Origin of the sequence: Kitasatospora sp. GAS1066B (assembly GCF_041262605.1) — a bacterium.
Taxonomy (GTDB): Bacteria; Actinomycetota; Actinomycetes; order Streptomycetales; family Streptomycetaceae; genus Kitasatospora.
In genome coordinates, this window is sequence record NZ_JBGCCO010000027.1 from 56,071 (window position 1) to 69,302 (window position 13,232).

11 protein-coding genes and 2 pseudogenes are annotated in these 13,232 nt (G+C 70.2%); 8 read left to right on the forward strand and 5 right to left on the reverse strand.

Annotation, left to right across the window (positions count from 1 at the left end):
* Positions 1–63: 63 nt before the first annotated feature.
* Genes ABH937_RS27355 through ABH937_RS27365 form a run of 3 tightly spaced genes read right to left on the reverse strand, consistent with a single transcriptional unit; the run spans position 64 to position 2,251 of the window.
* Positions 64–909: an aldo/keto reductase gene (locus ABH937_RS27355; RefSeq protein WP_370219822.1), complete on the reverse strand. Its 846-nt coding sequence runs from the start codon at positions 907–909 to the stop codon at positions 64–66.
* Entirely contained in the window at positions 906–2,096 is a 1,191-nt protein-coding gene (locus ABH937_RS27360) for a cupin domain-containing protein (protein WP_370219823.1), read from the reverse strand. Before ABH937_RS27360 ends, ABH937_RS27355 begins: the two co-directional genes overlap by 4 nt.
* 14 nt (positions 2,097–2,110) lie before the next feature.
* Positions 2,111–2,251 carry a hypothetical protein gene (locus tag ABH937_RS27365; RefSeq protein WP_370219824.1) on the reverse strand — a complete coding sequence of 47 codons (141 nt, stop codon included), beginning with the start codon at positions 2,249–2,251 and terminating at the stop codon, positions 2,111–2,113.
* A 180-nt stretch (positions 2,252–2,431) separates the two neighbouring features.
* On the opposite strand from ABH937_RS27365, the pseudogene ABH937_RS27370 reads away from it, so the two are divergent.
* From ABH937_RS27370 to ABH937_RS27385, 4 genes and pseudogenes are all read left to right on the forward strand, one after another.
* Positions 2,432–2,725: pseudogene (locus ABH937_RS27370) on the forward strand (helix-turn-helix transcriptional regulator); the annotation flags it as partial.
* 303 nt (positions 2,726–3,028) lie between these two features.
* Complete coding sequence (locus tag ABH937_RS27375) at positions 3,029–3,946, forward strand: DNA-binding protein (protein ID WP_370219874.1); 918 nt, start codon at positions 3,029–3,031, stop codon at positions 3,944–3,946.
* Between the two features lie 39 nt (positions 3,947–3,985).
* Complete coding sequence (locus ABH937_RS27380; RefSeq protein WP_370219825.1) at positions 3,986–4,672, forward strand: RibD family protein; 687 nt, start codon at positions 3,986–3,988, stop codon at positions 4,670–4,672.
* A 75-nt stretch (positions 4,673–4,747) separates the two neighbouring features.
* The gene (locus ABH937_RS27385) at positions 4,748–6,541 is read left to right on the forward strand and encodes a prolyl oligopeptidase family serine peptidase (protein ID WP_370219826.1); all 1,794 of its coding nucleotides are present in this window, start codon (positions 4,748–4,750) and stop codon (positions 6,539–6,541) included.
* Here ABH937_RS27385 and ABH937_RS27390 read toward each other — a convergent pair.
* Both ABH937_RS27390 and ABH937_RS27395 read right to left on the reverse strand, forming a co-directional pair.
* Entirely contained in the window at positions 6,516–7,457 is a 942-nt protein-coding gene (locus ABH937_RS27390) for a hypothetical protein (protein WP_370219878.1), read from the reverse strand. The genes ABH937_RS27385 and ABH937_RS27390 overlap by 26 nt on opposite strands.
* Before the next feature lie 201 nt (positions 7,458–7,658).
* Positions 7,659–7,844: pseudogene (locus tag ABH937_RS27395) on the reverse strand (helix-turn-helix transcriptional regulator); the annotation flags it as partial.
* A gap of 488 nt (positions 7,845–8,332) precedes the next feature.
* Here ABH937_RS27395 and ABH937_RS27400 point away from each other — a divergent pair.
* The 4 genes from ABH937_RS27400 (at position 8,333) to ABH937_RS27415 (ending at position 13,202) form a co-directional block, all read left to right on the forward strand.
* Positions 8,333–9,235 carry an SAM-dependent methyltransferase gene (locus ABH937_RS27400; protein ID WP_370219827.1) on the forward strand — a complete coding sequence of 301 codons (903 nt, stop codon included), beginning with the start codon at positions 8,333–8,335 and terminating at the stop codon, positions 9,233–9,235.
* A complete protein-coding gene (locus ABH937_RS27405; protein WP_370219828.1) occupies positions 9,235–10,212 on the forward strand; it encodes a hypothetical protein in 978 nt (325 codons plus the stop codon). Before ABH937_RS27400 ends, ABH937_RS27405 begins: the two co-directional genes overlap by 1 nt.
* 174 nt (positions 10,213–10,386) lie before the next feature.
* The gene (locus tag ABH937_RS27410; protein ID WP_370219875.1) at positions 10,387–11,802 is read left to right on the forward strand and encodes an amino acid permease; all 1,416 of its coding nucleotides are present in this window, start codon (positions 10,387–10,389) and stop codon (positions 11,800–11,802) included.
* Complete coding sequence (locus tag ABH937_RS27415) at positions 11,802–13,202, forward strand: glutamine synthetase family protein (protein WP_370219829.1); 1,401 nt, start codon at positions 11,802–11,804, stop codon at positions 13,200–13,202. The genes ABH937_RS27410 and ABH937_RS27415 overlap by 1 nt, the downstream gene beginning before the upstream one ends.
* The last annotated feature ends 30 nt before the right edge of the window (positions 13,203–13,232 follow it).

Genomic DNA, 13,232 nt, shown 5'->3' on the forward strand with positions numbered 1-13,232 from the left:
CAGACGAGACCGAGGAAGGCGGCGGCCTTAGCATGTGCGCCCCCCAGGCGGTGGCGGGTCGCGTCATCCGGCTGAAAGGACATCGAGCACCTTCCGGAGTCGGTCCTCGGGGACCGGGTGGGCAAGAGCTGTCGTGGCATCGTCCCAGTGTTCGCGGCTGCTGGTCGAGGTGAGGACGACGTCCAACGCCGGGCACGAGCCGACGATGTGGAACGCGGCGGCGTACGGGGTCGATCCCGGCTGGATGAGATTCACCAGTTCGGGGGTCATCAGGGCAGGCAGTTCGCCGCCGTGCAGGGGCGCGGAGGCGAAGGTTGTGATCCCTGCATCGCGCGCGTGGCTGAGCGGGCCGGTGCCGTCGAGGGCCTCGGTGATGGGCTCGGCCATGATCAGGCTCACCGGCATCTGCATCCCGGCGAGGTGGTGCTCCTGCGAGCCAGCGGCGTCGCCGGCCAGGGCGATCAGCTCAGCGACGGTGAACGCCTGCGAGGTGAAGCCGGACCAGGTGGCGACGCCGTAGCCGCCGATGCGCCCGGCGTGCGCGAAATCCTCCAGCACGGCGAACGCGGCGAGAAGGTTCTGGTGTAGCTGCTGGCGGTCGTGGCTGGACCGCTCGGGGTTGTGGACGAACACCAGGTCGGCTCGGCCGAGCTCAGCGAGGGACTGTTCGGTCTGGGAGCGGACGAACGCGGGGGCGAGGCTGTGGTGTCCCTGCGGGTCGAAGCCGGTCTTCGTCGCCACCCTGACGGCCGGGTGCTCGGCCAGCGCGGTGGCGAGGTCGCGATGTGCGTGGCCGTGCGCGTAGTTGGGTGCGGTGTCGATCCATGCTGCTCCGGCCGAAAGGGCGGTGCGCGCCGCTTCGTTGATGGCGTGCACCCGATAGGTCCCCAGGCCGAGGACGGCGTTCACGAGGCTGCCCTGACGACGGCGGCGGCCTGCCCCTTGATGAGGACGGACAGGAGACCGGCCACGTCCTTGATCTCCAGGCCGGCGGTGTCAGCGAGCTCTGCGAGGGTGGCGGCCTCTCCGGTCAGCAGGGCCCGGAGTACGGGTCCCGCCTGGTCGGCGAACTCCCACTCGGTGCCGGCCGCCGCCAGAGTGACGGTGCCTGCGTCGGGGTTGGTGGTGAGCTTGGCGCGGGCCGCGGTGAGCCGCACGGTGATCTCCGGCTTGGGGAGAATCGCTTCCACGTACGGCAGGGAGGGGGCCGGCCGTCCGTGGTGGGTGGTGTCGACGGAGTCCGCCCACCGGTCGATCAGCGCGGGGTCGGACAGAGCGCTGGTCATCGCCGCCCGCAGGGCGTCCAGGTACGCGGACTTCGCCGCCAGGTCCGCGTGGCGGGGGATGTCCAGACGCATGATGGTGTCGGTGTGCATCTGGTCGGCCAGCCAGCTGATGAGGCCGGCTCCGGTGTGGGTGACGAGACCGAACGTCAGGTGAAGGGACTCGGTGCCCTGGTCGGCGGTAACGGTGTGCCACCATCCGCGTGGCAGGTAGAGGACGTCACCGGGGTTGAGGACGATGTCCGCGACTGGGTCACCGTCCGGCTCCTCCGGGGACTCCACGTCACGGTAGGTCGGCGCCGTGCGGGTCGGCTCCCACAGACGCCAACGCTTCGCGCCGTGCTGCTGGACCACGACCACATCGTGATCGTCCCAGTGCCGGCCGAATCCCTCCGTCTCGGTCCAGGAAGCGTAGGCGTTCGTCTGCACCGGCGTACCGAAGAAGCGTTCCAGGGCTTCGGCAGCGGCACCGATCGGCGGATGGATCGCGTCGATCGCGTCCACGACCAGGGAGGCGCCCTCGGCGAGGCGAGCGTGCAGCTCGGCGGGGTGGATCCGGTTCCACGTCACGCCGCGCCGGTTGGTGGTCGGTGCCGAGTACCGGTCAAGGGGGACCGTCACCCCGTCCTGCGACAGGCGCAGCCTGGGCGGGTCCATACGGTGCGTGGACAGGATGGTGTTCAGGTCGTCCCAGGACAGAATCGGAGTCCCGTTGGTCCCGTCGGCCGGGAAGACTGCGTAGGAGCGGTGGAACGCCTGGGTGAGGAACTGGTCCCCACCCAGGCGCACCGCCCACGAAGCGGCATCATGCATCGTGGGCGTCCTGCTCAGGTGTCGTTCTGGTCCGACTTGCCGCCCGTGTTGTCGGACGGCATGTCGGCGCGGGAACGCGCGGCGCGGATGTTGCGGACGGCGACCAAGAGGCCGCCCCCGTCCTGCTCCGGAACAACGGACATGGTGTTCTCCATCAGATTTCCTCTCAGACACCCACCGGTCTCTCCGGTGGTCTGTCGGTGGTGGCGGCCGCCACGTGGACGGCGCGACCGCGTCCTGAGACGCCTCGAAGACGTCCGGGGACGTTCAACCCGGGCGGCCTCGATGGCGGCCTTGGACTTCGGTGGGTCTCCACCAAAGCGCCTCCAACCGAGATGGAACAGAGCAGAATTGATGCATCGAGGTGGCATCGCTGGGGGAAACCCGGGCATGGCCTGGCATGTTCTGCCGACGGACGACTTGGCGCAGTTTGGGGGTGGTGGCCGGTGGGCCACAAGCGCGAGCGCTTCATCCGGCACCGAAGGAGCGCGGGCTTCACACAGGAGTCCTTGGCCGAGGCATCCGGCGTCGAGCGCTCGACCGTGGGCCGGTGGGAGCGGGGAGACGGAGAACCGCAGCCTTGGCAGCGGCCCAAGTTGGCCGCTGTCCTGGGCGTGAGCCTGGACGATCTGAACGAGTTACTGGCACGTCCCAGTCGGTTGGATCAGCCGCTGGCCGCCGTCTCTCCACCGAACTCCGCCGGCCGCGGGGCCGTCAGCGAGAACCCCGCAGTCCTAGCTCGGCAGGGCGAGTTACAGCCTGGCGCTGTGTCCGGTGGTGCCTCCATGGCGCTCATGAGCGGAGAAGTCCGAGTCGGCTGTCGGACATCGGACGGAAGGATCATCTTCGTGACCATGCCGCGCAGAGCACTGCTCCGCGGAATCGCGGCGGCCGCCGGAGGGACAGCGCTCCCTGGGCTTGCCGTCTCGCCGTTGGCGGCAGCGCCTCCCGTTCTCTCGCCCGACGTGCACCCGGTGGAGAACATGCGGACCCTGCGGCGGTCGCTCGCCGAGTGCGACAACGTCCTCGGCCCTCGCAACGTCGTCTCCACCGCTCAGGATCACATTCGGCTCGTTCAGCGCCTTCGCAGTGAGGCGACCGGCCGCGACCGGCGAGACCTGCTGCAAGTCCAGGCCGAGTACGCGGAGTTCTGCAGCTGGCTATACCAGGACAGTGGCGATCACCCCGCAGCCCAGTACTGGGCGGACCGAGCAGTCGACTGGTCCAGTGGCTCCGGAGACGCCGACCTGACCGCCTACGTCATGGCGCGCAAGTCCCAGCTCGCCGGCGACATGGGTGAGTCGCTCGACGCTGTTGACCTTGCCGAGGTGGCGCAGCGGTTGGCCCGCCCGGGCAGCCGGCTCAGCGCGATGGGCGCGGTCTACGGCGCGCACGGCCACGCGCTGCTCGGGGACGAACTCGCCTCCCAGCGCACCTACGACCAGGCCCTTGTCCTGGTCGGTGGCGAGAGCGAGGCAGTGGTCGGCCGAGGACGTTGGCTGGATGCGGCCTACGTGGAGGCGCAGCGAGCCCGATCCCTGTCCGTCCTGGGCCGCCACCAGGCGGCCGTGACCGGCTTCGAGCGGGCCATCCGAGCGCTGCCGGCGTCCTACCGCCGTGACCGAGGTGTGTACCTCGCCCGGTCCGCCGTCGCCCAGCTCCATGCGGTCGGCCCCGAGCTGGCCGCTGCCACTGCGGCCCAGGCCCTATCGATCGGCGCTGTCACCGGATCGGCCCGGATCTTCAGCGAGCTGGCAGCACTCGACGCCTTACTTCAACCATGGGGTTCAGTACCAGAAGTGATCGAGTTTCAGCGGGCACTCGACAGCATGATGTTCCATGAAGTCTGATCAGGATGGACTTCACGCCCCGAGAGAACGGATCGCACGATGGTCGACCGCCCCTTCGTCCTGCTGAGCGTCGCCACCTCCATCGACGGCTACATCGACGACAGCTCACCGCAGCGTCTGCTCCTCTCGAACTCAGAGGACTTCGACCGTGTCGACCAGGTTCGATCCGAGGCGGACGCCATCCTCATCGGCGGCAACACCCTGCGCAGCGACAACCCGAGGCTGCTGGTCTACAGCGACAAGCGCCGTGAGGAACGCATCGCTGCGGGCAAGCCCGAGTACCCGCTCAAGGTCACCATCTCCGCCAGCGGCGACCTCGACCGCGACCTCAAGTTCTGGCACTTCGGTGACAAGAAGGTCGTCTACACCACCGACGCGGCCGCGCCGAAGCTGCGCGAGAGCCTGGACGGCCTCGCCGATGTCGTCAGCACCGGCCCGAGCGTGGACTTCGGCGCCCTCCTCGAAGACCTGGCCACCCGAGGCGTCAAGCGCCTGATGGTGGAGGGCGGCAGCTCGATCCACACCCAGTTCCTCTCCCAAGGGCTGGCGGACGAGGTTCACATCGCCGTCGCACCCCTGCTCGTCGGGGACGCCGCAGCCCCGCGCTTTGTCCAGCCCGCCCAGTTCCCCGGCGGTAGTACCCGGCGGATGAAGCTGATCGAGGCCCAACCGGTCGGTGACGTTGTGCTGCTGCGCTACGCCCCGAAGGAGAGCAGCGACGTCTGAGTCCTGCCCTTCGCCAGCACCGGGCAGGACAGGTAGCCTTCGAGCCCGGGCACATCGACGGCCGAGGGGAACCTGATGACCGGCGAGGACGGTGGGCCGCTCGCGGCGCAGTGGGTGGCTCGCAAGCAGGTGTCGCACGATGAGCTGCTGATCTCGGGTGGTGCCCTGTGGTGGCTCCAGTCCGATCCCGACCTGGGCGGGGCCCGCCGGTTGATGCGCGCAGCCCCCGACACTCCGGCCCAGGCACAGACGCCGCCCGGAGTGTCGGTGGGCGGCTGGCTTCACGCCTATGGCGGCGGTTCTTTCGCGGTCACAGCCGATGCCCAGTGGGTAGTCGCCGGGGACAGCAGGATCTACCGGCTCCGGCCCGGCGCCGAGCCGGAGCTGGCCGTCGCTGAGTCTGACGGCTACCAGTACGGCGAGCTGCACCATGCCGAGGACATCTTGCTCGCGGTTCGGGGCACTGATGCAGGGGACCAGATCGTCGAGATCACCCCGCAGGGCGGTGTCCGGGTGCTGGTCAGCTCGACCGGCTTCCTCGCTTCCCCGCAGCTGCACGGCGGGGTGCTCGCCTATCTGGAGTGGGACGCCGACCGGATGCCGTGGGACTCCACACGACTCCTGCTGACCGACGCGTTGCCCGTCCGGAGGAGCCCAGGGCGTCTGCTGGCCGGCAGCGAGCAGGAGGCTGTCGTCCAGCCGCTCTGGGGCCCCGACGGGCTGCTCTACTTCATGTCCGACCGCACCGGATGGTGGAACCTCTACCGCTGGACAGGCGAGGCAATTGAGCCGGTCGCGCCGATGGAGGCCGACTGCGCGCCCGCGCCGTGGGAAGGCGGGTACCGGTCGTACGCCTTCACCGACTCAGGGCAGATCGTGCTAACCGTCCACGACGGCATCCGCACCCAGATGGTGACCGTCCACCGTGACGGCCGGCGGACCCAGCACGCCACCAACCTGACCTCGATCAAGCCCTACGTCGCCACGCACGGCAACCGAGCGTTCTTCATCGGATCGACCCCCACCAGCCGACCGTCCGTGCGCACCGTCGACCTCGGCGGACCTGGTGACCAGTCGGCGCTGCCGATCATCCCCGACCCCGACATCGCCCCGGCCCAGCCCACCACTCCGATTCCGATCATCCGCACGGTCCACACCGGTGAACTCTCCATCCGCTACCTGCTGCACCAGCCCGGTGGTGGGCTCCCCGCTCCGCTGATCGTCCGGGCCCACCCGGGACCCACCGACGACGTCCCGCTGCGCCTGGACTGGGCCGTGCAGTTCTTCGTCAGCCGGGGCTTCGCCGTTGCGGAGGTGGCTTACCGCGGCAGCACGGGCCAGGGCCGGGGCTTCCGGCAGGCCCTACATGGCCACTGGGGCGAGTACGACGTCGAGGACTGCGCGACCGTCGCCCACCAGCTGCTGGAGAGCGGTCAGGTGCTGCCGAACGCCGTCTTCATCACCGGAGCCAGCGCTGGCGGATACACCGCGCTGCAGGCTGCCTGCCGCCGGGGCCCGTTCACCGCAGCGACCGCCACGTCCGCGATCACCGACCCGGCGCGCTGGGAGAAAGCCGTCCCGCGCTTCCAACGGCCCCACGCCGCCATACTGGCCGGCCCGGCCGGGGAGGTCCGCGCGGAGGCCGTCCGCGTCCCGGTCCTGCTGATCCACGGCACCGACGACGAGATCGCCGCAGCAGACGACGCCCGCCGACTCTCCAACGACCTCACGGCACTCGGCCGCCCCCACGAGGCCCTGTTCCTTGAGGGCGTCGGCCACTACCTGTCCGCACCGGCCGCACTGGAGCGCGCATTGCTGGCCGAACTCGACTTCTACGAAAGGCTCATGCTCCGCGAGCCGCAGCCTTAGCGGCTCGGCCCGCAGCTGGCAGGACGAGGCGCGCGTACTCGCGCAGCTCAGCTACCGGCGCGTAGTCGGCATGGGTATCGAGTCCCTCCAGGACGCTAGCGACGCGCTGGACGCAGCGCCCGGACGAGGTCCTGGCCGCGTAGTCCACCGCGTCGCGGCCAGCGGCACACGCCTGGTCGATGTCGCCTGTGCGAAGCCATGTCGAGGCGAGCAGCGCGGCGTCGATCGCCAGGCGGCGAACCTTGTCCCGTCCCACGCCCTCAATGGCGTCCGAGAGGTGACCCCGGGCGGCTGGGGAGCGGCCGAGGTCGTGCAGGCAGTGCGCGATCTCGTCCGCCAGGTAGGCGGGCGTGAAGTACCTGATCCATGACGGTTCGTCTGCGGTAACGGACGAACTGAGGAGTTGCTCTGCCTGCAAGATCAGCGCGGTGGCCTCCTGCTCCTGGCCCATCCGGGCGTGGGCCCGGGAACGTACCGCGGTGATGGCGGCCCGCGTCGCCGGGCTTGCCATAGTGCTCGCCGCCGCTGCGGCGGACTCGGCCCAGCGCAGGGCGGAGCGCGGCTGGCTGTCGTGCAGAGCCAGGTGGCCGAGGTTCACCGCGATGAGGTAGGCCCCGTACGCCTGGTCGTGGTTCGCGGTCGTCATCGCCAGAGCGCGCAGGTAGTACCTCTGCGCACGGGTCGGGTCTCCGCTGTCGACGGCCTGGTAGCCGGCCAGTTCGAGGAAGCCCGTGGCTACGCGAGCCCTGGCGCGCACGGTGTCGTCGCTCGCTGCGGGGCGGGCGAGCAGCCTCGCGAGTTCGGTGTCGATGTAGGTGCTCACCTGGGCGGCGAAGGGCCCCGCGCCGTGGGTGTGGTCGAGCTGGCGGAACATCGTGAGCACGTCGTCCGCCACCGCGACGTCGTCGGAGGTCACCCACGAATGATCATCCGTCAGGAAGGTTGCTGGAGACTTGAAGCTGGAGGCCCAGTCCGCTACCTGAGCCTCGCTGTCCGTCAGCTGCACTCCGCCCGCTACGGAGGGAAGCAGCCCGCTGGAAGGCGCGGCGTTCGCTGCGGCTCGCTCTGGGCCAGGTGCGGTACTGCCATCTTGGTCGGTCGTCAGCAGTTCCTGCAGTCGAGTCACGGAGATGCCAAGTTCTGCCGCCAGTCGAGGCCGAAGCCACGGCCGAGGGTCGCCCTTCCCGCTCTCCCAGCGGTGAACCGTAGACCGATCCACATTGAGCGCACCCGCGAGGGTCTCCTGCGTGTGGCCGACCAGCTCCCTCTGGGCAACCAGGGCCAGCCTCCTGCTGACGACCATCGGCTACCTCCGAACTTCGTGATTCCAGCAACACCGCAGCTCAGAAGCAACTTTGTTGCACCGACACCACATGTATGCAGCAAGTTTGCTCTGTTTCCGCCGACTTGGCAGTGGTTCTCTGTGATCTGCCGAAAGGAACAGCGATCGACCACAGACCAGGTCGTTCAGCCGATGCCCGGACGGCCGGTCGTCCATCTCCTCTCACGCCAATCTGAAAAACGTCCCGGGACGTCCCGAAGCCGTCCGTCTCCGTGGTCGCCCTGTCCATCCCTCCACCGACAGCATGAGTCCGACGTCGATGGAGGGCTCTGAAGCTTTCCTTCTGCGGTTGCGTTCAGCCAACTCGGCGCCGCAGCAGGGAAGAACGGGCCGCGCTTGTCGTCCCACCGGCGCGGCCCCCCCTCGACCGCCCGCACGCCGCGTGACCCCCTTCGTGGCGTGCGGGTGTACCAACCCCGCCGTTGCCCCGAATCTCTGATGAGGACGCCATGACCGCCCCGCAGACCCGCCAGTCCCCCAGAGCTCACCGCTCACCCGCGGTTGATTCCGGCGCCGGCGTGAGCTACTGCGAGGCACCCCGGACCGCGCTGGAGACCGGGCGGCCAAGCCCGGCCCGGATCACCGATCACCTGCTCGGAGGGAAGGACGCACTGCCGACGGATCGGAGGGCGGCCGAGCGGCTGATCGCTGCGGTCCCGACCATCGGGCAGGCGGTGCAGGCCCGGCGCTGGTTTGTGGAACGGGCAGTACGGCATCTCGCGCGGGAGGAGGACGTGCGGGAGTGGCTGGTCCTCGGTGCAGGGCTGCCGACCCAACCGCCGCTGCACGCCGTGATCCAGGAGGAGCAGCCGGACGCCAGGGTGCTGCACATCGACGCGGACCCGCTCGTGCTCAGCCACCTGCGGGCCCGGCTGAGCTGCCCGTTGCCGGGCCGGCTAACAGTGGCACAAGGCGATCTTCGCGAACCGGCGGTGCTCCTTGGCACTGACGCTATGCGGCAGGCGCTCGATGCGGGACGGCCGGTCGCGGTCGTCCTGGAGACGGTGCTCGAGCACATCCCGGACCAGGAGGATCCGGCCGGACTGGTCGCCGAGCTGGTCGAGGCGCTGCCCAGCGGCAGCTTCGTCGTCGTCTCCCATGCCACCGCCGACTTCGCACCGGCCATGTGGGCGCTGCTGGTCGAGATCTACGAGTCTGTCGGCATCCCGATCGTCCCTCGGCGCGAGGAGGATGTCGCGGCCCTCCTGGACGGGCTGCTGCTGCCGGGCCTGGTGCCGGTCAACCAGTGGCACCCGGACGACCAGGCGATGGCGGTGCTGAGTCCGGAAGTGGTCTCCCGATACGGGGCGATCGGCCGGGTCGGGCAGCCGAGCGCGGTCGGGGTGAGGTGATGGCGGTCAGAGTGGACGACGAGGTGGTGTTCCACCCGGCCGGTCTGGACGTCGAGTTACGCGGTGCGGTGACGGACCTTCAGGCGGGACGGTGGATGTCCACCCGCGAGCTGCTGGCCCGGTCCGGTGCCGCCTGGCCGCTGCGCACCGCGCGCAGCCAGGTTCTGGCCAGCACGGCGGTGCGCTCGGACGTGCTGGAGCACTGGGCGCGCGAGGACCCGGACAGCACCGACCTCGCTGTGCTGCGGGCGCGGGTGGCGGTGCTGCGGGCGCTGGCCGCAGCACGAGGGGACCGTCCCGAGGCCGGCTCGATGCACGGGACGGCTCGGGAGGCGTGCTGGCACGCGGCGCGGGTGGCGCCGGCCGATCCGGTTCCATGGGTGGCGATGCTGGAGTTGGCCGTCCTGGACCCGGGCCAGGTGCTCCAGGAGCACGGCGGGAACCCGCCGGATGCGCTGCTGCCCGCCGGCCCCTGGTGGCTGCTGGATCAGCTCCAGCGGCGCGCCCCGTACAGCCGCGAAGGGCACCACCGGATGCTGCGCTGGTGGCTACAGCGTGGCCGTCCCGGGTTCGGGCAGGAGTTCGTCAGCTGGCTGATGGGCCATACCCCGACGGGTTCGCCCCTGCTGCTCCTGCCGCTCTACCTGCACGTGGAGCGGTACCGCAACTCCCCGAAGCGCGAGGCGCTGCTGCGCAACCAGTGGATGCAGGAGCCATGCACCCGCGACATCGAACGGGCGTGGGAGCGCTGGTTCCTCGCACACGCGAGTGAGGCACGGTCGGTGGTCGACCTGAGCCACCTCGCCCACGCCCTGTGGGCCGGCAACAGGAAGGAGCAGGCGGCCCGGGTGTTCGAGGCCCTGGGACCGCTGGGCTCCAAGCAGCCCTGGGAGAGCGTGGCGAGCCGGCCCGGGGGAGGCCACGACCTGCTGCTGGACGCCCGGCGCCAAGCCGCCAGGGCAGTCGCCCGCACCTGATCCCGAACGCTGAAGGACTGCACTGCCCGGCCGCCCGGCCACTCACCAATCCGATTTCCCTGAACCCATGTTGGAGGAACCGTGCCTCGCACCCACCGCGCCGCTCCGGTCAGTGCCGGAGATGACGAATCCCATCTGTTGTCCTTGGGGTATCCCCAGGTGCTGGTGCGCCGGATGGGCGCGTTCGGGAACTTCGCGGTGTCCTTCTCGGTGATCTCGATCCTGTCCGGCTGCATGACGCTCTACGGGTTCGGCATGACCACCGGCGGCCCGGCGGTGATGCTGTGGGGCTGGGTCGGGGTGGGCTTCATGGTGCTGCTGCTCGGCCTGGCGTTCGCCGAGGTCACCTCGGCCTACCCGACGTCGGGCGCGCTCTACTACCAGGCGCACAAGCTCGGCGGCCCGAAGTGGGGCTGGTACACCGGCTGGCTGAACCTCCTGGGGCTGCTCGGGGCGATAGCCGGCATCGACTACGGGGCCAGCCAGTTCGTGGGTGCTCTGCTGCAGATGCAGTTCTCCTTCACCCCGACGCCGGCGAAGCTGTTCATGATCTTCGTCCTGATCCTGCTGTTGCACGCGCTGGTGAACCTGCGCGGGGTGCGCCTGGTCAGCATCCTGAACTCCGTCTCGGTCGTCTGGCACCTGGCCGGGGTGGCCGTGATCGTGGCCGTGCTCGCCCTGGTGCCGGCCCATCACCAGTCCGCCGCCTTTGTGTTCACCCACTTCGCCAACGGCACCGGCTGGCACAACTCGATCTACGTGAGCGCCGTCGGTCTGCTGCTGGCCCAGTACACGTTCTCCGGCTACGACGCGAGCGCGCACCTGTCCGAGGAGACCACCGGGGCGTCGGTGGCGGCACCGCGTGGGATCGTCCGCTCGATCTGGGTGTCCTGGATCGCCGGCGCCGTCCTGCTGGCCGGCCTGACCTTCGCCATCCAGGACTACGCCGGCACCCTCGGCACCGCGACCGGGGTGCCACCCGCGCAGATCTTCCTGGACGCGGTCGGCTCTACCGGCGCGAAGCTCCTGATGCTGATCGTGATCGGTGCCCAACTGTTCTGCGGCGCCGCCGAGGTCGCCGCCGCCAGCAGGATGGCGTTCGCCTTCTCCCGCGACGGGGCACTGCCGGGCTCCGCCTGGTGGCGCAAGGTCTCGCCGACGACCGCAACTCCAGTGGCCGCAGTCTGGCTCTCGGTGAGTGTGGCCCTCGTACTCACCCTGCCGGTGCTGTACTCGCCGGCCGCCTACGCCGCGGTCACCTCGATCAACGTCGTCGGCATCACCCCGGCCATCGCCATCCCCGTGTTCCTGCGCCTGCGGGCCGGACGGCGCTTCACGCCCGGCCCGTGGAACCTGGGCCGCTGGAGCACGCCGATCGGCATCGTCTCCGTGGTGTGGGTCGGCTGCGTGACGCTGCTGTTCTGCCTGCCCCAGGTCTCCCCGGTGACCCGGGACACGTTCAACTACGCCGGCGTGGTTCTTGTGGCGGTCCTGATCGGCGCGGAGGTCAGCTACCGGGTCGCCGGCCCCCGCTACAACATTCCGGTCGCGGACCGGGCGATGGCCGAGCTCGAAGCCGAGGTCGTGTGATGGCCACAGCGCCGATGCCCGGGCCGAGCAGGGGGCCGCAGTTCCTCGGCACGCTGACGCCAATTCAGTTCCGCGAGGCGGTGCGGATCGGTGAGGTGCGCCGGGTGCGGATCGCGACCATCGATCTCCAGGGCCGGCTGCGTGGCAAGACCTTCCCGGCGGCCGGCGTCGTGGAGCAGCTGCTGGACGAGACGATGCGCATGGAGGGCTGCGGGTACCTGTTGGCCACCGACTTGGGCATGGTGGCGGCCGAGAGCTGGTGGCGCGACGGCTACGGGGACATGCGCCTGGCCCCCGACGCCCGGACGGCGCGGGTGGTGCCGTGGGTGCCGCACACCGCGCTGGTGCTCGCCGACCCGCTGGACACCACCGGGCAGCGCCTACCGGTCGCGCCGGGCACGGTGCTGCGCGAGCAGCTCGCCGCACTGGCCGGCCTCGGCCTGGAGCTGCGGGTCGGGTTGGAGAGCGAGTTCGTGGTCTACCACGCCCCGGACGAGGACCAGGTGCAGCAGGGCGCGGGGGCGCGCACTCGGCGGCCGGTGACCGGCCCGGGGCGGGACTACGCCTTCGACCTGCCGGAGAAGGTGGCGCAGTACCTCGCGCGTCTGACCTCCGCGCTGTCGAACGCCGGTTTGCCGGTGGAGGCGGTCAAGACCGAAGGCGCGCCGGGCCAGATGGAGATCACCTTCCCCTACGGCGACGCGACGGCGGCCTGCGAGCAGCACGTGCTGTTCAAGGAGGCGACGCGCGCATTCGCGGGACGGCACCACATGGACGCGACGTTCATGGCGGCGCCCGACGACTCGACGGGGTCGGGGCTGCACCTGCACCTGTCGCTGTGGAGGGAGGACCAGCCGGTGCTCGCCCACCCGGACCGCCCCGGCGAGCTGTCGCCGCTGGGCGAGCACGTGGTGGCCGGCCTGCTCGGTGCGCTCCCGGAGCTGATGCCGTTCGTCGCCCCGTACGTCAACTCGTACAAGCGGTACCGCGACCACAGCTTCGCGCCGACGCGGTTCGCCTGGGGCCGCGACAACCGCTCCTGCGCCGTGCGGGTGGTCGGGCACGGCCCGGGCCTGCACTTGGAGGTGCGGCTGCCCGGCGCGGACGCCAACCCCTACCTGCTGGTGGCCGCCGCCGCGGCAGCAGCCCGCTGGGGGATCGAGCAGCCCCTGCCGCCGCCCCCGCCGGTTACCGGTGACGCCTACCGGAAGGCCGACGCCCCGCTGGTGCCGCTGTCGCTCTCCGATGCGGTCGGCGCCTTCGAGACCAGCGCGCTGGCCGTCGAGCTGTTCGGCGAGAAGGTCGTCGCCCACTACGCGCTGGCCGCCGATGCCGAACTGGCCTTCCACGAGCGGCACGTCAGCGACCTGGAAGTTCAGCGCGGCTTCGACCAGGCATGACCCGCGCCATGCCACCGTTCCCGACCGACG